Source organism: Streptococcus sp. 1453, from assembly GCF_013276955.1.
In the GTDB taxonomy this organism is placed as follows: Bacteria; Bacillota; Bacilli; order Lactobacillales; family Streptococcaceae; genus Streptococcus.
The window spans coordinates 173,430-194,741 of the sequence record NZ_VMLZ01000005.1; the positions used below are offsets into that span (position 1 = coordinate 173,430).

The window sequence follows — 21,312 nt, forward strand, 5'->3', positions numbered from 1 at the left end:
TGTAAACAAAGGGCTAGGAAAACTCCTGCCCTTTTTATCCGATTAAATTTGTCACCCAGATTTGTTTGAGCCAACTGGTTGTTACTGGTATGCTCTGGATAATGTGTTTTGCGACGATACTCTTTTCAAGAGGATTTTGTATAGCTGCCATGGGGATGGTCGCCAAGATTGTCAAGGCCATTTGCAAGACAAATAAGGTCACCAACATGGACAAGATACCTGCTGAAACTTGGAACAACTTGCCACCCAGCTTTTTACTAGGAATCAAGTGTAAAAGAAGACCAAGCAACCGACCGATGCTATAGACAATCCCAAATACAAGCAAGTAGCCGATTCCTGCGTAAAAGACCTTATCCAACTGAAAGAGTTGATCCGATGGGAAGAAAAAAGTCCCCTGACCTTCCTGCGGATTTGCATAAGGAACCAGCAAATGGAATTGCTCTCCAAGCCCCTTGTAAAACTGGCCAGCCATAAAAGCCGATGCCATGGCTGAAATCAGGTAATAAACCTGTAAGAGCAGACCTCTCCGATAGCCGATATAAAATCCCCAAGCCAAGACCAATAGAAGAAGGATTGAAATCATAAGGAATCCTCAATCTTGCTCTGCTCTTGCTTGCAAGTCACAAGTTTGTGACGGAGTTCTTCTAGCTCTTGCTCCTTATCGTCAAATTCAATCTCACGGCTGAGTTGAGTTGACAAACAGTTGACTGCCAACAAAAGAGCGATGGTTTCATCGTCTGCACTAGGCATTTGTTCTTTAATTGCTTGGTATTTTTCTGTCGCAACCTTAGCGATTTCCTCCATAAAGAGGTTATCATGCTCGCTTGTCAAGGTTAATGATTTTTTCCCGAATGTAAATTTGAATCGATTTAGATTTGCCATAAAATTCACCTCACGATATTATACCAAAATTCGCTAACTTTGTCAGTTTTTACAAATTTTACTGCTTTTGTGGTACAATAGAAACTATGGCAAGTATAACACTCACACCAAGTGAAAAGGAGATTCAGGCTTTTCTTGAACACTATCAAACCAGTCTGGCTCCCAGCAAGAATCCCTATATCCGCTACTTTTTGCGACTGCCTCATGCAACGGTTTCTATCTATACTTCTGGAAAGGTCTTGCTTCAGGGTGAAGGGGCTGAGAAATACGCTCGTTTCTTTGGCTATCAAGCTGTAGAGCAAACCAGCGGACAAAATCTTCCTTTGATTGGGACAGATGAGGTAGGGAATGGTTCCTACTTTGGTGGGCTTGCAGTTGTCGCTGCCTTTGTCACACCTGACCAGCACGACTTTTTACGAAAACTCGGTGTGGGGGATTCTAAGACTCTGACCGACCAAAAGATTCGTCAGATTGCCCCTATTCTCAAAGAAAAAATCCAGCACCAGGCACTGCTTCTCTCACCAAGCAAGTACAACGAGGTCATCGGAGACCGCTACAACGCTGTTTCGGTTAAAGTAGCCCTCCATAATCAGGCTATCTATCTCCTTCTTCAAAAAGGACTTCAACCTAAGAAAATTGTGATTGATGCCTTTACCAGTGCTAAAAATTATGACAAGTACTTGGCACAAGAGGCCAATCGTTTTAGCAATCCTATCAGCTTGGAAGAAAAGGCTGAGGGTAAATACTTGGCTGTCGCAGTTTCTTCCATCATTGCGCGTGATCTCTTTCTGGAAAATCTTGAAAATCTAGGACGAGAACTGGGCTATCAACTTCCAAGTGGAGCTGGAACGGCTTCTGATAAGGTAGCTAGCCAGATTTTGCAAGCCTATGGTATGCAGGGACTCAACTTCTGCGCCAAATTGCACTTTAAAAACACTGAAAAAGCGAAAAAACGCTTAGAAAGGTAAGTTATGAATTCATTTAAACATTTCCTAAAAGAGTGGGGATTATTCCTCCTGATTCTGTCATTACTAGCTTTGAGCCGTATCTTTTTTTGGAGTAATGTCCGCGTAGAAGGACATTCCATGGATCCTACCCTAGCAGATGGCGAAATTCTCTTTGTCGTTAAGCACCTCCCTATTGACCGTTTTGATATCGTGGTTGCCCATGAGGAAGATGGCAATAAGGACATCGTCAAGCGCGTGATTGGAATGCCTGGCGATACTATCCGTTACGAGAACGATAAACTTTACATCAATGACAAAGAGACAGATGAACCTTATCTAGCTGACTATATCAAACGTTTCAAGGATGACAAACTCCAAAGCACTTACTCAGGCAAGGGATTTGAAGGAAATAAAGGAACTTTCTTTAGAAGTATTGCTCAAAAAGCTCAAGCCTTCACAGTTGATGTCAACTACAACACCAACTTTAGCTTTACTGTCCCAGAAGGAGAATACCTTCTCCTCGGAGACGACCGCTTGGTTTCGAGCGACAGCCGTCACGTAGGTACCTTCAAAGCAAAAGATATCACAGGGGAAGCTAAATTCCGCTTCTGGCCCATCACCCGTATCGGAACATTTTAAGAAACCTAAGAGGCCGAGAATCACCAATCTCAGCCTCTTCTTCTATCGTGAGAATATGATTATTCACTATCCAGTTTGATTAAGATAGAAACAAAGTTATACTCAATGAAAATCAAAGAGCAAACTAGGAAGCTAGCCGCAGGTTGCTCAAAGCACTGCTTTGAGGTTGTAGATAGAACTGACGAAGTCAGTAACATATATACGGCAAGGCGAAGCTGACGTGGTTTGAAGAGATTTTCGAAGAGTATTAACTCTCACCTATTTATGCAAAGGAATCTTATGGAAGTTTATTTTTCAGGAACCATTGAACGGATTATTTTTGAAAATCCCAGCAATTTTTATCGTATCCTCCTCCTAGAAATCGACGATACAAACGCAGAGGATTTTGATGATTTTGAAATTATTGTCACCGGCACCATGGCTGATGTGATTGAGGGCGAAGACTACACTTTTTGGGGGCAAATTGTCCAGCACTCCAAGTATGGGGAACAACTGCAAATCAACCGTTATGAACGTGCAAAACCAACTAGCAAGGGCTTGGTCAAGTACTTTTCAAGTAGCCATTTCAAGGGAATTGGTCTCAAGACAGCTCAGAAAATAGTGGACACCTATGGCGACAATACCATTGACGAAATTTTGCAACACCCAGAAAAGTTAGAAGGCATCGCAGGACTATCTGCCAAAAATCGAGAGGCTTTCGTCTCCACCCTCCGTCTCAACTACGGAACGGAGATGGTTTTGGCCAAACTAGCCAACTACGGCATTCCCAACAAACTAGCCTTTCAGATTCAAGACTTTTACAAGGAAGAAACCCTTGATGTTGTTGAAAATTATCCCTATCAACTGGTTGAGGATATCAAGGGGTTGGGATTTACTATTGCTGACCAACTAGCTGAGGAACTAGGCATCGAAAGTCAGGCTCCTGAACGCTTCCGCGCCGGTCTAGTTCACAGTCTTTTTCAGGTCTGTATGGAAACAGGGGACACCTATGTTGAAGCACGGGAACTGCTAGAACAAACCCTTACTCTCCTTGAATCTTCTCGTCCCGTGGAACTGGACCCCAGCCAAGTAGCCCAAGAGCTCTCCTACTTGATTGAAGAAGACAAGGTTCAGCAGATTGATACCAAAATCTTTGATAACAGTCTCTTTTTCGCTGAGGAAGGCATCCGCAGTCACTTGGTTCGTATCCTTGAAAAAGGAAAACAGAAGAGTCATGATTTAGAAACCATTCAAAAACATATCACTACTGTCGAGGAAGAGCTTGGAATTGAGTATGATAACATTCAAAAACAAGCTATCTGTGATGCTATCCAAAACAAGGTCTTTATCCTGACAGGTGGACCTGGTACTGGTAAGACAACTGTTATCAATGGAATCATCGCTGTTTATGCCCTTTTAGAAGGACTTGACCTCAGGAAAAAAAGCAATCTGCCGATTCTTCTTGCTGCTCCAACTGGACGAGCTGCTCGGCGCATGAATGAATTAACAGGCTTGCCAAGCGCGACCATACACCGCCACTTGGGAATGACAGGCGACGATGATACCAGTCATCTGGAAGATTATCTGGATGCCGACTTTATCATAGTAGATGAATTTTCGATGGTGGATACTTGGCTGGCCAATCAACTTTTCTCCAACATCTCTTCTAACAGTAAGATTCTAATCGTAGGCGACAGCGACCAGCTACCGTCTGTCAGCCCTGGACAGGTTCTAGCGGACCTGCTTCATATTCCTTTGATTCCTCAGACTCGCTTGGAAAAAATTTACCGGCAAAGCGAAGAATCAACCATCGTTACCTTAGCTAGTCAGATTCGACAGGGCATCTTGCCAGCTGATTTCACCCAGAAAAAAGCTGACCGTTCCTACTTTGAAATTGCTAGTGGCCATATTCCAGCTACGATTGAAAAAATCTTAGGTGCCGCCCTCAGAAGTGGTATCCCTGCTCATGATATTCAGGTTCTGGCTCCCATGTACCGAGGGACGGCAGGGATTGATGCTATCAATCAGCTCATGCAAGATCTGCTCAATCCACCACAAAAAGACCAAGTCAGTTTTGAAGCTCCCCAATGCCACTATCGTAAGGGAGACAAGGTCATTCACTTGGTCAATGATGCTGAAATCAATGTCTTTAATGGAGATTTAGGAGCCATCACAGACCTGATTCCTGGTAAATACACAGAGTCGAAACAAGACGAGATTGTCATTGATTTTGATGGCAACGAGGTCTCTTACCCACGTAACGAATGGTACAAGATTCGCTTGGCCTATGCCATGAGTATCCATAAATCACAGGGAAGTGAGTTCCCTGTTGTCATCCTACCTATCACCAGTGCTAGCCGACGTATGCTGGAGCGCAATCTCATCTATACAGCCATTACACGCGCCAAAAGCAAGCTGATCTTACTAGGCGAATTACAGGCCTTCGACTATGCCACCCAACATATCGGAACTGCCCGAAAAACCTATCTGATTGAACGCTTCAGTGACTTATTGGAAACTGTTGAAGAAAAGCAAGCAGCTATCTCTGAAACAGTCACATCAAGTACCTCCGAACAATCCTACATCCTGACAGAAGAAAACTGGGACAGTATCCCAGCCATGATTGGGATTACAGACGCAGACCTCAAAGAGATTTTTGGAAAATAGTGCATCAGAAAACCCACCTAATCAGGTGGGATTTTTGTTTATTAAGATTATTTAACTGTTGCTGTGCTTGTGATCAATTCAACAGCTTTTTTGATTGTGATATCATGTTTCAACATATCAGCTGAAAGCAAGCTTTGTACTTGAGCAACTTCCATGTTGTAGTCTGCAGCCAATTGCTCAACTTCTTTTTGGATTTCTTCTTCTGAAGCGTCAAATCCTTCAGCTTTGGCAACTGCTTCGATAACAAGGTTAGTCTTAGTACGTGACTCAGCTTCTACTTGGTATTGATTGTGAAGGTCTTCTTGAGTAGTTCCAGTGATTTGGAAGTACATGTCAGGGTTGATACCTTGACGTTGCAAGTTTCCAAGGAATTCATTTACTGAACGGTGAACTTCTTCGTGAATCATTTCTTCTGGAAGTTCTACGATTTCAGCGTTTTCTACAGCTTTATCGATTGCTGCACCTTCAACGGCATCTTTGTACGCTTCTTCTTTAGCTTCAGCTAACTCTTTGCGGTATTTTTCTTTCAATTCAGCAAGTGTTTCAACTTCTTCATCGATGTCTTTTGCAAGCTCATCGTCAAGAGCTGGAACTTCTTTTGCTTTTACTTCGTGGATAGTTGTCACGAATTTAGCTTCTTTACCTGCAAGATCTTCTGCTTGGTAGTCTTCTGGGAATGTTACGACAACATCAACAGTTTCGCCAGCTGAGTGACCTACCAATTGGTCTTCGAAACCAGGGATGAATTGACCTGAACCAAGTCCAAGTGAGAAGTTTTCACCTTTTCCACCGTCAAATTCAACACCGTCGATAGAACCAACAAAGTCGATGACAACAGTGTCGCCGTTTTCAGCAGCAGCTTCTTTGATAACCAATTCAGCCAAGTTGTTGCGTTCGCGTTCGATACGCTCTTCAACGTCAGCGTCAGTTACTTCTTTTTCTACATCAACTGATACTTCAAGGTTTTTGTAGTCACCCAATTTTACTTCAGGTTTTGTAACAACTTCAGCAGTGATAACCCAGTCTTGACCTTTTTCCATTGAAGTCACATCAATTTTTGGTTGTGCAACGACTTCAAGACCAGCTTCTTTAACAGCTGCTTCATAAGCGTTTGGCAAAAGAGCGTTCATAACGTCTTGGTAAAGTGACTCTTCACCAAATTTTTTGTCGAAGATAGGGCGTGGAAGGTGACCTTTACGGAAACCTGGAACATTAAGAGATTTCTTCACTGAGTTGAAGACACGATCCAATTCTGGTTTGATTTGGTCTTGAGAGATAGTGAAAGTCAAGACACCACGGTTTGTTTCTTTGTTTTCAAATGATACAGACATTCTGTCATTTCTCCTTAAAATTTTTTAAATACAGTCTATTATAACATAAACGAGCGACTTTTTTCAAGTAATGACTGCGCTTTTCAATCATGCTGGAACTACTTACTCGCTTCTTTGATACTAAATTAAGTCATTTCTCCAACATTATTTTATATAACTACTAAAGCTCCTCATGCCCCACCAAGTGGTGCTGAAAGGCATAGACTGCAGCCTGGGTACGATCGCTGACTTCAAGTTTGGCAAGAATGTTGGACACGTGGGTCTTGACCGTCTTGAGAGAGATAAAAAGTTCGTCTGCGATTCGCTGATTTTCATAGCCCTTGGCGATGAGTTGGAGAACATCTCGCTCACGCGCAGTCAAGTCCTCATGTAGTTCTATGTGATTGCGGTGGTATTCGACCTTCTTGCTGACCTCTTGCTCAATGGCCAACTCTCCAGCAGCCACCTTACGGACGGCATGGAGTAGTTCGTCGGCACTAGAAGTCTTAAGCATATAACCTTTAGCCCCAGCATTCAATACTGGCATGATTTTTTCATTATCTAGATAAGAAGTCACAATCAAAATCTTGGCCTCGGGCCATTCTTTGAGGATGGCCAAGGTTGCATCAATTCCATTCATCTCAGGCATGACAATATCCATAACAATAACATCTGGACGCAATTCCAAGGCTAAGTCAATGCCTTGAGACCCGTTGGACGCCTCGCCCACAACTTCTACATCGTCTTGGAGGTCAAAGTAGCTTTTCAAGCCCAATCGGACCATTTCATGGTCATCTACTAGTAAAATTTTCATCTTTACTCCTTTATCATTCCTTATCTAACAGGGGAATACGGATATCAACTGCCAGTCCTTGCTTGGGAGCTGTTAATAACTGAACCGTCCCTGCCATATCTTCGACCCGCTCCTTGATATTGCGGAGTCCATAACTCAAGTCGTCTAAGCTCCCTAACTGGAAACCAATCCCATTGTCCACCACCTTCAGCTGCAATTCAAAATCTGTCTGATAGAGGTAGACATCCAGACAAGATGCCTGGGCATGGCGGAGAGTATTGCTGATCAATTCTTGCAGGATACGGAAGATATGCTCCTCGATTTTCTTAGGCAATTTCGTCACATTTTGCTTGAAACTAACCTTGAGATCACTCTTGTCCTCAAGCTCTTTTAAGAGGATTTGGATTCCCTCAACCAGACTCTTCTGCTCCAGCTCAACTGGTCGCAAATGCAAGAGCAAGACCCGTAAATCTTTCTGGGCAGTTTCTAAAATAGCTGTGACACTCTGCAACTGGATTTGCATCTTTTCTCTATCCAATTTCAAAGTCTGCTGGCTGACACCTGACAAAATCATGTGAGCCGCAAACAACTCCTGACTGACTGTATCGTGCAAATCCCGAGCAATTCGCTTCCGTTCTTTCTCAATGATTTCCTCTTCCTGAGCAAGACTGTGGTTTTCAGCTTTTTGAAGAGCTTCTGTCAAGAGGTTAAGTTTGCCAGATAAGGACTTAAAACTAACATCCAAATCTGGGTCTGCAACCTGAACCACTTCTTTCCCTGCCAACAAACGCTTGAGATTGGCCTGCATTTTTCTCAGAGAAATCTCTTCCACACCTCGCCAAAACAGGGCTAAGAGAAAGGTCATGGACATGCTGAATACCAACAACAAAAAGACAAATTTTTCTGTTTTTTCGACATCATGCAGGAAAACAGACCAGTCAAAGTCAAGGATTTCCAGCAAGCTGTGGGACAGAAATAAGACAAACAGGATGGATATGAGAGCAATAATTACATAAACTTGTTTTTTCATCCTCTAACCACCTCAACATCCCCAATCATAGTGGTCAAGAGAATCTTGACGCTCTTGTTACTCTTGAGATAATCTCTCGTTTCCTGTTGATAGTGTTCATTGCGGAGGGCTCGCTTGGGCTGATTGAAAAAAGTCAAATCCCCATAGAGACAGTTAACGCTGAGACTGACTTCCACATCTACAGGTACAATAATTTTGGTCGTGCCTACCATCTTTCTGAGGATAATGACATTGTCATGATTGGTTAGGATGACCCTCTCCAGATGAATAGTGTCCTTACCCATGAGACGAAAGAGATTGATATCATCAAACTTGCAAGTCTGATAGCTTGAAAAATGATGAAGATTCCCAAACCAACGATTTTTCTCCTTCTTAACCGTTACCACCTCTTCAAAAACCAAATTTGTCTGCTCTTTTTCCTGATTCATCATCGGGTAAAGAAGAAAGAGACTGTATATAACCGCAACAAAAATAGCTAGAATCACAAAGGGATTAAGCATGACGATGAAAAAGAAGAGAATGGTTGCCACCACTAAAAGGAGATTATTGCCCTCTTTACCAGTGTAATAGCGAATCAAAAGCAAAAAGAGGAATAGAATCAGCAGAAAACGCGAAAAATGCTCTGATACCATCAAAATCAGAGCTCCTGTCAAAAGACAGGCTTCGATAAATAAAAAGATTTTAAATTTTCTCATAGGTTCATCCTCTCCCTTCTATTTTATCACACTTCAAAAAAGTCACCTCGGTCTGAAGATGGAAAAAAGGCGATGGTTACGCCTTTTTCATCTGATCCTTTGCTTCTTTTAATTTTCCATAAAGAATGTAATCTACGCTTTGCAAATCTGCTATGGTGGCACAATTAAGAGCACACATGATTAAGCGTAAATCCGCTTTCCAGCCTTGGACAATGGAAATCACTTCTTCAACTGTGTAGGTTTCAACCAATTCTAGAACTGTTCGAGACAGGCCTACAGCCTTGGCACCAAAGACCAAACACTTAATCATATCCAGCGGATTCCGAACGCCTCCACTGACCAAGAGTTCGACCTTGTCTTTCCATTCTTGGGCATTGAGTAGGGCCTGCATGGTGGACTGACCCCATTGATTGAGATAATCACGCTGACCACTGCGACGGTTTTCAATATAGGCAAAGCTGGTACCACCACGACCTGACAGGTCAAAGGTTCGAACGCCCAATTCATAGGCTCTCTCGATGGTCTTCACATCCATTCCAAAGCCTACTTCCTTGAGGACAATCGGAACAGGGATTTGTTTACTATAGTCTGCTAGATTCGATTGCCAGCTTCTGAACATTCTTTCTCCCTCTGGCATGAGTAATTCCTGCATGACATTGACATGCACTTGTAGGAGAAGAGGATTCATCTCTTCTACAGTCCGAAGTCCCAACTTAACAGGCTTGTCCAATCCAATATTAGTTCCAAGAAGGAGATTTGGATGACTAGACTTGACAGAAAACGAGTCATCTGCTGGATCTTTGAGGGCTGCGCTATAAGATCCCGTCACAAACAAAATCCCACAGGCGTCCGCCACCTGAGCTAGTTTTTGATTGATTTCTTTACCTTTTTCACTCCCACCTGTCATGGCATTGATATAAAAAGGAAAAGCCCACTTTCGACCAGCGAACTCTGTCGACAGATTGACTTCATCCAGGTCGTAAAGAGGCAAGGAAGAATGAATCAACTCCACCTCATCAAAGCTATTATAGGAACTTTTCTGCTCAAGGGCATAGCGGATGTGCTCATCCTTACGATTTGTCGTCATGTCCTATCCTTTCTTGGTATAAAAGCTCAATCCCCAGATCGGCCCAACGGTTTTTTAGGGTTTCAGTTGATTGCTCATCAAAACTCAAGGCAATCCCACAGTCACCACCACCAGCGCCACTACTCTTGGCAACAGCCTGCAAATCTTGACTGGCTTCTTTCAACTGTCTAAGCGAAGGCGTGTAAATATCTGTACTCAAGCCTTCTAAAAGCTTGCTGGCTACTTCTACTTGCTCGATAATTTTTTCTGATTCCCCCTGCTCCAAGGCTTCTACCAGAGAAGCCACCGTTTCTTCTGAGGAAGTTAAAAAATTTTGATTTATATTTTTCTTGATTTGCTGGACCATGTGACTCGATACAGCCACTTCCTTGGTCCATCCCACTAGAAAATCACATTCTAAAGTTGGTTTCACTTGCGAAATTGAAAAGCCCCAATCACGCTCTAAAACTGTCGACAAATTTTCTTCTTCCAACCAAGCAGCCACCTTCTGGCGATCAAATGACTGGTAAAGAACCAATTCCTCTGCCACAATACAGGCAAGGTCTCCCATAGAACCATTGTCTCCGCGCTTGAGCAAGACCGCGCTAGCCAGCTTGAACAAGAGCTCCTGATCAACCGAAAGATCATATAGAGCAAGCAAAGCCTTGATAACCAAGACAACGACGCTACCGCTAGAACCTAGACCAAACTTTTTCCCTTCTCGTTCCATTTTGCCACAGATTTCTAGGGAAAAAGGTCTTAAATTCTGACCTCGAACAGCGAGGAAATCTTCCACTAAAGCAATCGTTTCTTGAATCAAGCTATAGTCAGGATTTGGCGTCAAATCCACTGCGAAATCAAACATATCTGAGTAGATACGGTAACTATCAGAAAAAGCAATCTCGCCCTTCATATAGATAGGAATGGCCTTTATCAAGGCCAACTGCCCTGGTTCTAGAATAGCATATTCACCTGCCCAATAGAGTTTTCCGCAAGTTTTAACAGCAATCATCTTGGCTCAAATCCTTTGTTTTTGACACAATCAAGCGATAACGTTGACCGAAGATTTCTGATAAATGCTCCAAGTCTTTCTCCTGACAAAGGACCTTGACATTGGGACCAGCATCCATGGTAAAGTAACAGTCCTCGCCTTGCTCGCGAAGCTGGCGGACAAAGTCCATGGCTTCATAGCTTGCATCGGTCAGATAAGAAAAGGCTGGTGATGCAGTTTTGGTCGTAGCGTGCATAGTAAGGGCATTTTCCTCCGTTAACTTCCCAACCTTGGCAAAGTCATTTTCCTTGAGATAAACCAGCATGTCCTGATAGTCCTTCTCAGACTGACGCACCCAGTCATCAAAGGTCGTCGAAGTTTCCACACAAAGTTTCATCCCATCACGACTAGAGATTGGTTTTTTCTTGTCTTCTAGCACCAACATAATCATGGCTAGTTTCAAATCTGTCTCGACAGGGTAAATTTCTCCGCTATCCTTGTCCCAGGCACCTAGTGGTCCATAAAAACTCCGAGAAGAAGATCCTGAGGCAAACTTAGCCTCCTGCGCTAACTGACTTCTATCCAATCCAAGCTGAAAATAAGCATTGCAAGCTTTGACCAGGGCGGACAAACCACTAGAACTTGATGACAAGCCCGCTGCGGTAGGCATATTGTTTTGAGTATCGATACGAACAAAACCTTCTCCAACTGGACGGTAGCGGTCAATAATCTTACTCATCTTAGCATGCTCAGCCTCATTTTGTAGCTGACCATTGATATAAAAGGCATCAGCTGTCGCATCCGTCGATAGAGATGACAAAGTCGTCTCCGTGTACATATTTTCTAAAGTCAAAGAAATACTGCTAGTAGCAGGCACCATTTCTTTTTCTTTTTTCTTTCCCCAATATTTGATAATAGCAATATTTGCGTAGGAACGTACTGTTACAGGCTCTCTATCCATGTCTTAACAGCTCCTTTCTCTTCTAATCTTTCTGCTAGTTCTTGTGCGTGTGTCAAATTGATTGCCAAGGCTATGATACAGCCTCCAAGCCCACCACCGCTCATCTTAGCACCCAGAGCACCATGACTAAGAGCCGTTTCAACTAGAGAATCCGCCTCTGGGCTACTAACACCAATTGCTTTTAAATGCAAGTGTGCTTGACTGAGGATTTGCCCCAGTCCTTCAGCATCTTTTCTTGTAATCGCTTCTTCTGCCTGCTGGGTCAATTCTCCCAAAGCATGCAAAAACGGTAGGGCATCCTTTCCCTTACTTTGAACCACTTGGATGGCTTCACGAGTGTGACCATAAACGCCTGTATCTGCAATCACCAAATAGGCGGATAAATCCATCTCAAGCTCTGTAAATCCTACATTCTTAATAAAACGAATAGGCTGGTCACTGAGACAGGTCTTGGCATCCAAACCACTCGGATTCATATGGGCAATCATCTCAGCCCGATTAACCAAGATTTCTAGTACATCATGAGGCAGTTCTGCCTGATAGTAGTCAAATACCGCACGAATGGCCGCTATGCTAATAGCAGCTGACGAACCCATTCCCCGTTTTTCAGGGATAGCCGAGTCAATCTCACAACGAATGCAGGCCTCTGTGATATTCAAATACTCCAGTGAGGCATAAACCGCCATGGACAAGGTATCCTCCTCATAGAGACGCCAAGGACTCACTGCAGGAACTACCTTACAAGTCACTTCCACCTCCAAAAGAGGCAGGGAGATAGCAGGATAACCGTAAACAACCGCATGCTCCCCTATTAAAATAATCTTACTATGTGCCTGACCGACACCAACTTTTTTTGTCATATTTTCCTTTTGCTAGACGAAAAAGCCGTCTCATTTTTTCATACAAGTATTGCTTCTCTCCTATCTATTTTATTATATTTTCACAAAAAAAGCGATTGTTTCCTTCACAATCGCTTTTCCCATTATAGGGATATATTTCCATCATTTTATTATTTAAACGATTTCTAGCATATCCTCTTCTTCTCGTTTTTTAGGAAATACCGTCAAAGCACCTAGGATAGATAAGCCACCTAGAGCTACCAACCATTCATCTTGTTGACTACCTGTCTGAGGTAGTTCATCCCGCTTGTGCACTTCAGTACTTCCTTGATCCCAATTCTCTGAAGGAGTTGGAGTTGGGGTTGGTTGCGGTTCTGGCTTAGGTTCTGGTTCTCGTTTTGGTTCAGGCTCTGGCTCTGGTTTCGGTTCTGGCTTAGGCTCTGGCTTTGGTTCCGGTTTAGGCTCTGGCTTTGGTTCCGGTTTAGGCTCTGGCTTAGGCTCCGGTTTTGGTTCTGGTTTAGGCTCTGGTTTTGGTTCCGGCTTAGGCTCCGGTTTTGGTTCTGGCTTAGGCTCTGGCTTAGGCTCTGGCTTAGGAGTCGGTGCGTTAGCCACGAATACCCATGTTCCTACAAACTCTACATCTGCTTTATTTACTGCTTTATTTTCAGCATCGTAGCTCTTAAATACCCATTTCCCATCATTTTCTGTATCAACATACTCTGTTTTTGTTGGTTGAATTGTTGTTACATTTGATTTATCTACATAACGGTTTTGGTCTGTTGGTTTATAGCCTTCTATTGCTTCTGGCAATGTCTTACCTGGTGTCCCACTTTCAAATTTATATGTTACACCGTATTTATTAGCTTCGAATATCCATGTTCCTACAAACTCTACATCTGCTTTATTTACCTGTTTATTTTCAGCATCGTAGCTCTTGAATACCCATTTCCCATCGTTTTCTGCATCAACATACTCTGTTTTTGTTGGTTGAATTGTTGTTACATTTGATTTATCTACATAACGGTTTTGATCTGTTGGTTTATAGTTTTCGATTGCTTCTGGCAATGTCTTACTTGGAGTCCCACTTTCAAATTTATAGGTTACACCGTATTTGTTAGCTTCAAATTCCCATTTTCCTATAAACTCTACATCTGCTTTATTTACCTGTTTATTTTCTGCATCGTAACTCTTGAATACCCATTTCCCATCATTTTCTGTATCAACGTACTCTTTAGTTGTCGGTTGAGTCGCATTTACATTTGATTTATCTACATAACGGTTTTGGTCTGTTGGTTTATAGCCTTCTATTGCTGCTGGCAATGTCTTACCCGGGGTTCCACTTTCAAATTTGTAGGTTACACCGTATTTATTAGCTTCAAATACCCATGTTCCTATAAACTCTACATTTGCTGCATTTACTACTTTATTTTCTGCATCGTAACTTTTGAATACCCATTTACCATCTTCTTCTTCAACTTTGTACTCTGTTGTAGTTGGTTTAATAGCATTTACATTAGCTGTATTTTCATACGTTTTTGGGTCTGTTGGTTTATAGCCTTCTATTGCTGCTGGCAGATCTTTTCCTACTGTTCCACTTATGAACTTATATATTGCTGTATAAGGATGAACATAACCTAGCTCTAAAACATTAGCTGCTACTTTGTTGATAGGTAAATTTCTAGCTAAAGTAAAGAAAAACAAGCTACCTGCACTAGGGCGAACATTACCTTCAACAGTACCTGTTACTTTTAGTACTTTTTTACCATTCGAATCTGCTAACTCTTTGGCTTTATCTTGTGCAATACGAATAACCATCTTATTGATTTCTTCGTCACTCTTACCAGGGAATAATTTTTTAAGTTCTGTTGATGAAAGAGTTTTAAGTGTCATATTACGCATAATAGTTTCAGCGATAGTCTTACCTTCATCTGGTTTTATTGCACTTTCAGCGATACGTTCATTACGTTCACCTTCTGGTCTATTACTATCCTTGTCGTTTAAAGATCTAAGAATCATCCTAAATGTAATATTATTGTAACCTTTAGTCTCAACACCAAATGTAATTTTAGGATCTGTATTACTAACTAATGAATTAAAGCTATTTTTGTCATTTCCTAAATTTTTTTCAGATGTTGAATACACATTCAAGATTTCTTTCTTCCCATCCTTAATTCCAAGAGCATATAAAGGTCTCCATGAATAACCATTAAATTCTGCATATAGTTTTTCCGGAACAACTAAATCCTCGTCTAAATTCACATTCAAGTCTACATATGTGTAAGTCTTTGTAGTTTCATCTATTTTAAATTTATTATTTTTGTATGTGTTTGATAAAACAGGACCCGCTCCTCTTGCATCAGGATTTCTATATACAGTCATAGCTGTAGTATCATCCATTTCAAACTCAGCTTTTAGAACCACTTCGTTCACTTTTGTAGTATCATTATTTTCCGGGTTATACTTATCAATGATAGTACGTGTATTATTTTCATCTTCTGTTGCTTTGCTCAACTTAGTATTTGGTAATACAGCATCCGATTCTACCTTAGTATCAATTTTAACTTTGTTAGCATTAATTTTGAATCTATCTAACCCATTGAAAAGAATCATATTTCTTCTACTATCCGTTGGGACAGGCTCTTCGTTCTCGGTAAAGCTTGTGTAAACACCATATAGCTTTGAATCAGGTTTTAAACCATTTGGAAAGGCTGTTGCTAATGTATCTTCTGGTGAAAATAATCTAGCTCCTTCTGCGATTTTCCCATTTACTGAAGGTTTGTCAGACCAACCAAGAAAAGTATTGGCAGTACTAGAGTTAACTAATGGTCTTCCTAACTTATCTTCTCCCGTCTTATATGTCTTATCTATATCTTCTCTAATAGTAGGATCATTTGCATCTACATTCCACTGTTTCATAAGTGTTACCTTACCAGCATAGTTAGGTTTTTCCTCATTATTTCTTGCTCCATCGCTATCCTCTGGCTTAATATCTGTTGATACAGCTCTATCACTACCTAGCGTTGTACTAGGCATATCATTTCCATTTCTTACTTCCGCTGCACGAGGTACTCCTTGAAGAGAGTTTCCATTACTCTCAGTTAATGCAGCTGTATTTGTATCTATATTTGTATTTTCTATTTCTGTGTCACCAGTATTAGCACCAGAAGTGCCTAGTGTGCTTGTTGTGCTTGTTGTACTTGCTGAACCTGGTGTACTTGGTGGGGCTGGTGTGCCTGATACTGGTTCGCCTGATACTGCTCCATCCGCTTGAACAGTCGCCACACCAGTTGCAAAAAACAACACCGAAGCTACTGCTACACTAGCTACTCCCAAATGATGCTTTCTAATAGAATAGCGTAAAACTTTTTTCCCGTTTTCTTCACATTTTCTTGACTTAAAGTTCATTTTCAACCTCATTTCTTTTTTACAAATGGGTACTTATACCCCCCCTTAAATATTTAAGTATTTAAAGAAGGTTCGATTTTTAAGCCTAAAATTGTAATTGTTATGGTGCTTTCAAAAAAACACTTGATATTACACTAACATTATATACCTTTTTCTAAAACATGTCATGTAAAATTGGGCAAAAACTCAATTTTGTTAAAAATAAGTAAATAAGTAAATCTTTCCATAATAAACCGCATATTATCAAGGTTTTGCCACCTGATAATATGCGGTTTTCTGATTTTAAAAACTTTTTATCCAGTATCACTTCGTGAAACTGCACTCTTACTTAAAATTTATCTCAAATTACAAAATACTATCATTATTTATAGAACCCATTCGCCATTATAATTGACAGAATAGCCATCTACAGTCGTATTCACTGCCAAAGCACCTGAACTGTAAGCATAGTACCATTTGCCATTGACCTGGAACCAGCCTGTCGTCATATCACCATTTTTATTATCTAAGTAATACCATGTTGATCCATCTTGATACCAACCAGTTGCCATAGCTCCTGATGAACGGAGATAGTACCACTTGTTACCAAGGTATTGCCAGCCCGTTTTCATATCACCATTTGACTCGTCTAAATAATACCAAGTCGAACCTTCCTGATACCAGCCAGTTGCCATAGCTCCTGATGAACGAAGGTAGTACCACTTATTACCAAGGTATTTCCAACCAGTTTGCATGATACCAGTTACTGGATCTAGGTAATACCATGGAGCCGCTTTAAGCTTCTCTTCATCATAGGTTAGAGGATAATCCTTGATCCAACCACGTGCTATCTCCCCAACAGGCAATCTGTTGATGCGAGAATCAAAGCCACCATCCTTCTGCAAATAATACCAGTCCCCATCATCATAAACCCAACCAGTTTTTAAGGTGTGATAGCTATTCTGATCTGTAAAATAATAAACACGTTTTTCGGCTGGGCTATCATATTGTTCCCCATGATGTTTGTTGGTATTTGTAGCAGTTTTTGCTTCTAACACTTGCTTGCCAACAAATTCTTGTAGTACCCCATCTTGACCAAAGTAAAACCAATCTGGTCTAAAAGCAATCTCTTGTCTTGGATAAGGACCAATCGTAACCCCTTTGTGTGGAGCAGGTATATATTGCCAGCCGACAACCATCTCTCCGGATAAAGGATCAAAATAATAGTATTTTCCATCAATCACTCGCCAGTAGGTTTCTTTGAGGTTCCCCTTCTTATAGTAGGTTCTACCATTTTCTTGGACAAATTGCCAGCCTTCTGAATCAGCATCATCCGCCAATACTGCACTTGTCGCTAGCAAACCAAAGAAAAAGACTGCTAATGCGATTGGCATCAATTTTTTTATTATTTTCATTAGACCTATCCTCCATAACTGATTGTAGCAAAAACCCGACTGCATGTCAATATATAGAAATCTTTCAAAAAAAGCAGTTACATAACTGCAACTGCTTTCTATTCTTGCATGGTGTAACCAACACCACGTACTGTTTTAATGTAGCTTTTTTGACCTTTTACATCAAGCTTGCTACGTAGATAACGGATATAGACATCCACGATATTGGTTTCGGTCGCACTTTCATACTTCCAGACACTTTCCAACAACTGCTCACGAGTCAGAACTTTCTTGCTTCCCATAAGAGTAGCCAAAAGGTCATACTCACGGCGCGTCAGAGCAATCATCTCCTCGCCACGATAAACGGTATGATGCTCTACATCCATACGCAGATTGCGGTAAGAAGTTGGAACCTTCATCTGACTACAGTGTTGGTCGATAAAGTCCCGACCTCGGAAAATCGCTGAAATACGAGCTACCAGATTCTCAATAATAACTGGCTTATAGATGTAAGAAACGGCAAAGCGTTGGATTGTCTCGAGCTGGTCTTGCAATTCTTCTCGATGGTCCAAGACCATGATGACTGAAGCTGGCTTAGTCCGACTCAGCTTATCTGCAAAATCCTGGGCTGTCATATCCCCCAGATGAGCATTCAATAAAATCAAGTCATAGTCTGTCTGAAGAGCCATGGAGAGGGCTTTTTGCCCCTCCTCAACCTGATCAACTCGGTATTGCTCTTTTTGGAGTTCCAAACTTAAAAAATGAGCTAGATTTCTTTCTTTCTCAAGTAATAAAATCCGTTTCCCCATGGCAGACCTACTTATTTTTCGTCATACCAAGAGTAGTGGAATGTTCCTTCTTTGTCTTTACGTTGGTAAGTGTGGGCACCAAAGTAATCACGTTGCGCTTGAATCAAGTTAGCTGGAAGGTCAGCTGAACGGTAGCTATCAAAGTAAGTAATAGCTGCTGAGAAAGTTGGCACTGGCACACCAGCTTGAACAGCAAGAGCTACAATATCACGCACTGCTTGTTGGTACTTAGCAGTAACATCCAAGAAGTACTCATCCAAAAGAAGGTTTGCAAGGTCTGCATCACGGTTGTAAGCATCTGTAATCTTTTGCAAGAAACGAGAACGGATGATACAGCCATCACGCCAGATAGATGCGATGTCCGCAAATGGCAAGTTCCAGTTATTTTCTTTAGAAGCTACACGCAATTGCGCAAAACCTTGTGCGTATGAAATGATTTTTGAGAAGTAAAGGGCTTGACGGATCTTTTCAATCAACTCAGCCTTGTCTCCTTCAAATTTGAAGGCAGCTGGTTTTGGAAGAACCTTGCTAGCATGTACACGTTCTTCTTTATAAGTAGAGATGTAACGTGCAAATACTGACTCAGTGATGAGTGACAATGGCACACCAAGGTCAAGTGATGATTGACTAGTCCATTTACCAGTTCCCTTGTTACCTGCAGCGTCAAGGATGTAGTCTACGATTGGTCCATCTTGGCCTTCATCGTCTTTACGGCTCAAGATATCAGCTGTGATTTCGATCAAGTAGCTGTCCAATTCACCCTTGTTCCACTCAGTAAAGATTTCAGCCATGTCTTCTGCAGAAAGGCCTAGCAAGTGTTGCATCAAGTCATAGCTTTCTGCAATCAATTGCATGTCACCATACTCGATACCGTTGTGAACCATTTTCACATAGTGACCAGCTCCATCAGGACCGATGTAAGTCACACATGGTTTACCATCTTCTGGTGCTTTTGCTGAGATTTCTTCAAGAACATCCGCAACCAATTCGTAGGCTTCTTTTTGTCCACCAGGCATGATAGAAGGACCTTCAAGGGCACCTTTTTCACCACCAGAAACCCCAGTACCGATAAAGTTGATACCTGAGTTTGCCAATTCTTCATTACGACGGATGGTATCTTTGTAGAAAGTATTTCCTCCGTCAATTAAGATATCTCCCTTGTCAAGGTGTGGAAGAAGGGCTTGAATAGTAGCATCTGTACCAGGTCCAGCTTGAACCATGAGCATGATACGACGTGGTTTTTCGATTGAGTTTACAAAACTTTCAACATCATAGCTTGGCACAAAGTTCTTTTCAGGATGGCAAGCAATTACATCTTCCGTTTTTTCTTTACTACGGTTGTAGATAGCAACTGTGTAACCACGAGATTCAATATTAAGGGCAAGGTTACGACCCATTACGGCCATACCTACGACACCAAAGTTAGCTTTTGTCATTTGACACTCCTCTTGTTTGATTTGTTTTATTTTATCATTTTTACTTTTGAAAAGAAAGAATTTTGTAACGACTGCTTAGTAGTCCAAGTCATCCGCATGACCAGCGCCATTTCCGACAAAGTAGCCTGTCTTACAGTTAAGGGTAAAGAGATAGGTTCCATCTGGCTTGTAGAGGTTGTAATAACCATTGCCGTTAACGATATTGACACGTTCAAGGATATATTGGTCTCCAGTGATATAGCCACGTGAACGTGAAGTCGCTAGAATTTGTTCCAAGACACCATCCGCAAAATCCCAGGCAGAGTTGTTACTATCATCAATAGCAGACTGATTATAGGCAACACGACTGGCACTTCTTTGAACAGCAACCCCTGCACTCGAGAGACCCATATTGACTTCACTACGAGAACTTCTAGTCTCATTTGAGGTAGCATTTGAACTACTTGGGCTTGTATCACTAGTCGTATTTGAGCTTGTTTGACTTGAACTTGAGCTACTAGTTTCACTTGAACTTGAGCTAGAAGTACTTGTTTGCTGGCTCTTACCAAGGCTGATAGCCTTATCTAGCACTTTATCAAGCTCCGTATTTCCAGTTTTAATATCTGTAAATTTAGCATCCGATTTGGCTTTGGCATTGGTATCCAACACACCATCCACAATAGCTGGTTTTTCAAATTGTGCATTGACATCTTGAATGGCCTTGATTTGCGTTGCTAGACTATCATATTTAGATTTGGCAAGCGTATGTTCACGACTACCTTCCAGCTTATCAAGTAAGGTCTTGAGTTGACTTAGTTTATCAAACTGGCTATTTTTCAAAGCCGTTTTATTGCTGTCTGTGTAGAAGGCATCATAAAGTGTATTAAAATCATCCACATCTGATTGATTGGCTGTAGTTGATTGAGAAGTTTCAATTTCCTTGGTCGAGCGATTCACTTGACGATAGACATAATAAGCACTGACACAGATAATCACTGATACAAGCGCCAAAGCGGTCAAAACAAAGCCTTTTTTGCTTTTCTTTTCTGAGTCTTCTTGTTCCAGACGAGAAAGACTCTGCTCCTCTTCCACTTCTTCAGTCATTTCTGTTGGATTTTCATCCTCTAGCAATAGAGGATCCAAGCCTTGCTCCTCATCGTCCAGAGGCAAGGGTGGTAAGATGTCTTCAGAAGATGGAACTTCCTCCGAAGAAGCTTCTGACTCTTCTACAGCCTCACGCACTTCTTGGATTAAATCATCCAGACTCTGAGTTTCAACTAGCTCCTCTTTTTTGTATTGACGAGTCGCAAACTTATCCGCCTCAATTTCATCTCTGTGTTGCTTAACATACTTGTCCAAAATGGAATCCTCAGGCAAGACTCCTGCTTCCACTTCTTCATTTTTACGAATAGCTTGACCAACTGTTAGCTCTTTTGCTTCATCAAAATCAAATTGCGGTTCTTGACCTTCTTTTTTATGACGATTCCGTCTTTTTTTACTCATGAGTATCC

The 21,312-nt window shown here is 41.6% G+C and carries 18 protein-coding genes; 3 read left to right on the top strand and 15 right to left on the bottom strand.

Features of this window, described 5'->3' with window-relative positions; all coding sequences use genetic code 11:
* Positions 1-34: 34 nt before the first annotated feature.
* A complete protein-coding gene (locus tag HW098_RS04360; RefSeq protein ID WP_176139400.1) occupies positions 35-583 on the bottom strand; it encodes a CvpA family protein in 549 nt (182 codons plus the stop codon).
* Entirely contained in the window at positions 580-882 is a 303-nt protein-coding gene (zapA, locus tag HW098_RS04365) for a cell division protein ZapA (RefSeq protein WP_000002019.1), read from the bottom strand. The genes HW098_RS04360 and zapA overlap by 4 nt, the downstream gene beginning before the upstream one ends.
* An 86-nt stretch (positions 883-968) precedes the next feature.
* On the opposite strand from zapA, the gene rnhC reads away from it, so the two are divergent.
* The 3 genes from rnhC (at position 969) to HW098_RS04380 (ending at position 5,114) form a co-directional block, all read left to right on the top strand.
* Positions 969-1,850: a ribonuclease HIII gene (rnhC, locus tag HW098_RS04370; protein ID WP_049511282.1), complete on the top strand. Its 882-nt coding sequence runs from the start codon at positions 969-971 to the stop codon at positions 1,848-1,850.
* Between the two features lie 3 nt (positions 1,851-1,853).
* Positions 1,854-2,468: a signal peptidase I gene (gene lepB / locus HW098_RS04375; RefSeq protein WP_049523793.1), complete on the top strand. Its 615-nt coding sequence runs from the start codon at positions 1,854-1,856 to the stop codon at positions 2,466-2,468.
* 279 nt (positions 2,469-2,747) lie between these two features.
* Positions 2,748-5,114, top strand: coding sequence for an ATP-dependent RecD-like DNA helicase (locus tag HW098_RS04380; protein ID WP_176139401.1), 2,367 nt, complete (start codon positions 2,748-2,750; stop codon positions 5,112-5,114).
* Between the two features lie 47 nt (positions 5,115-5,161).
* On the opposite strand, the gene tig is transcribed toward HW098_RS04380, so the two are convergent.
* From tig to mapZ, 13 genes are all read right to left on the bottom strand, one after another.
* A complete protein-coding gene (gene tig / locus HW098_RS04385; protein ID WP_176139402.1) occupies positions 5,162-6,445 on the bottom strand; it encodes a trigger factor in 1,284 nt (427 codons plus the stop codon).
* Positions 6,446-6,605: 160 nt separating this feature from the next.
* Positions 6,606-7,238: a response regulator transcription factor gene (locus HW098_RS04390; protein WP_176139403.1), complete on the bottom strand. Its 633-nt coding sequence runs from the start codon at positions 7,236-7,238 to the stop codon at positions 6,606-6,608.
* A gap of 13 nt (positions 7,239-7,251) precedes the next feature.
* On the bottom strand, positions 7,252-8,247 hold the full coding sequence (locus HW098_RS04395) for a sensor histidine kinase (protein ID WP_173277067.1): 996 nt from the start codon (positions 8,245-8,247) through the stop codon (positions 7,252-7,254).
* Positions 8,244-8,942 (bottom strand): cell wall-active antibiotics response protein LiaF, encoded by a 699-nt coding sequence (gene liaF / locus HW098_RS04400; protein ID WP_176139404.1) that lies wholly within the window; start codon positions 8,940-8,942, stop codon positions 8,244-8,246. Before liaF ends, HW098_RS04395 begins: the two co-directional genes overlap by 4 nt.
* A 76-nt stretch (positions 8,943-9,018) precedes the next feature.
* The gene (fni, locus tag HW098_RS04405) at positions 9,019-10,029 is read right to left on the bottom strand and encodes a type 2 isopentenyl-diphosphate Delta-isomerase (protein ID WP_176139405.1); all 1,011 of its coding nucleotides are present in this window, start codon (positions 10,027-10,029) and stop codon (positions 9,019-9,021) included.
* Positions 10,013-11,020, bottom strand: a complete 1,008-nt coding sequence (locus HW098_RS04410; RefSeq protein ID WP_176139406.1) for a phosphomevalonate kinase — start codon at positions 11,018-11,020, stop codon at positions 10,013-10,015. The genes fni and HW098_RS04410 overlap by 17 nt, the downstream gene beginning before the upstream one ends.
* Positions 11,007-11,960, bottom strand: a complete 954-nt coding sequence (gene mvaD / locus HW098_RS04415) for a diphosphomevalonate decarboxylase (RefSeq protein ID WP_176139407.1) — start codon at positions 11,958-11,960, stop codon at positions 11,007-11,009. Before mvaD ends, HW098_RS04410 begins: the two co-directional genes overlap by 14 nt.
* Positions 11,942-12,820 (bottom strand): mevalonate kinase, encoded by an 879-nt coding sequence (gene mvk / locus HW098_RS04420; RefSeq protein WP_176139408.1) that lies wholly within the window; start codon positions 12,818-12,820, stop codon positions 11,942-11,944. The genes mvaD and mvk overlap by 19 nt, the downstream gene beginning before the upstream one ends.
* Positions 12,821-12,973: 153 nt before the next feature.
* On the bottom strand, positions 12,974-16,204 hold the full coding sequence (locus tag HW098_RS04425) for an SHIRT domain-containing protein (protein ID WP_176139409.1): 3,231 nt from the start codon (positions 16,202-16,204) through the stop codon (positions 12,974-12,976).
* A 365-nt stretch (positions 16,205-16,569) separates the two neighbouring features.
* Positions 16,570-17,598: a choline-binding protein CbpF gene (gene cbpF / locus HW098_RS04430; protein ID WP_176139410.1), complete on the bottom strand. Its 1,029-nt coding sequence runs from the start codon at positions 17,596-17,598 to the stop codon at positions 16,570-16,572.
* Between the two features lie 98 nt (positions 17,599-17,696).
* Positions 17,697-18,386 (bottom strand): response regulator transcription factor, encoded by a 690-nt coding sequence (locus HW098_RS04435; protein ID WP_033684286.1) that lies wholly within the window; start codon positions 18,384-18,386, stop codon positions 17,697-17,699.
* Positions 18,387-18,397: 11 nt separating this feature from the next.
* Positions 18,398-19,822: an NADP-dependent phosphogluconate dehydrogenase gene (gndA, locus tag HW098_RS04440; RefSeq protein WP_000158778.1), complete on the bottom strand. Its 1,425-nt coding sequence runs from the start codon at positions 19,820-19,822 to the stop codon at positions 18,398-18,400.
* Between the two features lie 75 nt (positions 19,823-19,897).
* Positions 19,898-21,304 (bottom strand): mid-cell-anchored protein MapZ, encoded by a 1,407-nt coding sequence (gene mapZ / locus HW098_RS04445; RefSeq protein ID WP_176139411.1) that lies wholly within the window; start codon positions 21,302-21,304, stop codon positions 19,898-19,900.
* Positions 21,305-21,312: the final 8 nt, after the last annotated feature.

Excerpts from the sequence above, each read along its gene's own strand:
- zapA (WP_000002019.1), bottom strand. The coding sequence starts at position 882 with ATGGCAAATCTAAATCGATTCAAATTTACATTCGGGAAAAAATCATTA.
- fni (WP_176139405.1), bottom strand. The coding sequence starts at position 10,029 with ATGACGACAAATCGTAAGGATGAGCACATCCGCTATGCCCTTGAGCAG.
- rnhC (WP_049511282.1), top strand. The coding sequence starts at position 969 with ATGGCAAGTATAACACTCACACCAAGTGAAAAGGAGATTCAGGCTTTT.
- mvk (WP_176139408.1), bottom strand. The coding sequence starts at position 12,820 with ATGACAAAAAAAGTTGGTGTCGGTCAGGCACATAGTAAGATTATTTTA.
- HW098_RS04360 (WP_176139400.1), bottom strand. The coding sequence starts at position 583 with ATGATTTCAATCCTTCTTCTATTGGTCTTGGCTTGGGGATTTTATATC.
- tig (WP_176139402.1), bottom strand. The coding sequence starts at position 6,445 with ATGTCTGTATCATTTGAAAACAAAGAAACAAACCGTGGTGTCTTGACT.
- lepB (WP_049523793.1), top strand. The coding sequence starts at position 1,854 with ATGAATTCATTTAAACATTTCCTAAAAGAGTGGGGATTATTCCTCCTG.
- cbpF (WP_176139410.1), bottom strand. The coding sequence starts at position 17,598 with ATGAAAATAATAAAAAAATTGATGCCAATCGCATTAGCAGTCTTTTTC.
- HW098_RS04395 (WP_173277067.1), bottom strand. The coding sequence starts at position 8,247 with ATGAAAAAACAAGTTTATGTAATTATTGCTCTCATATCCATCCTGTTT.
- HW098_RS04435 (WP_033684286.1), bottom strand. The coding sequence starts at position 18,386 with ATGGGGAAACGGATTTTATTACTTGAGAAAGAAAGAAATCTAGCTCAT.
- HW098_RS04390 (WP_176139403.1), bottom strand. The coding sequence starts at position 7,238 with ATGAAAATTTTACTAGTAGATGACCATGAAATGGTCCGATTGGGCTTG.
- HW098_RS04380 (WP_176139401.1), top strand. The coding sequence starts at position 2,748 with ATGGAAGTTTATTTTTCAGGAACCATTGAACGGATTATTTTTGAAAAT.
- mvaD (WP_176139407.1), bottom strand. The coding sequence starts at position 11,960 with ATGGATAGAGAGCCTGTAACAGTACGTTCCTACGCAAATATTGCTATT.
- liaF (WP_176139404.1), bottom strand. The coding sequence starts at position 8,942 with ATGAGAAAATTTAAAATCTTTTTATTTATCGAAGCCTGTCTTTTGACA.
- HW098_RS04425 (WP_176139409.1), bottom strand. The coding sequence starts at position 16,204 with ATGAACTTTAAGTCAAGAAAATGTGAAGAAAACGGGAAAAAAGTTTTA.
- mapZ (WP_176139411.1), bottom strand. The coding sequence starts at position 21,304 with ATGAGTAAAAAAAGACGGAATCGTCATAAAAAAGAAGGTCAAGAACCG.
- HW098_RS04410 (WP_176139406.1), bottom strand. The coding sequence starts at position 11,020 with ATGATTGCTGTTAAAACTTGCGGAAAACTCTATTGGGCAGGTGAATAT.
- gndA (WP_000158778.1), bottom strand. The coding sequence starts at position 19,822 with ATGACAAAAGCTAACTTTGGTGTCGTAGGTATGGCCGTAATGGGTCGT.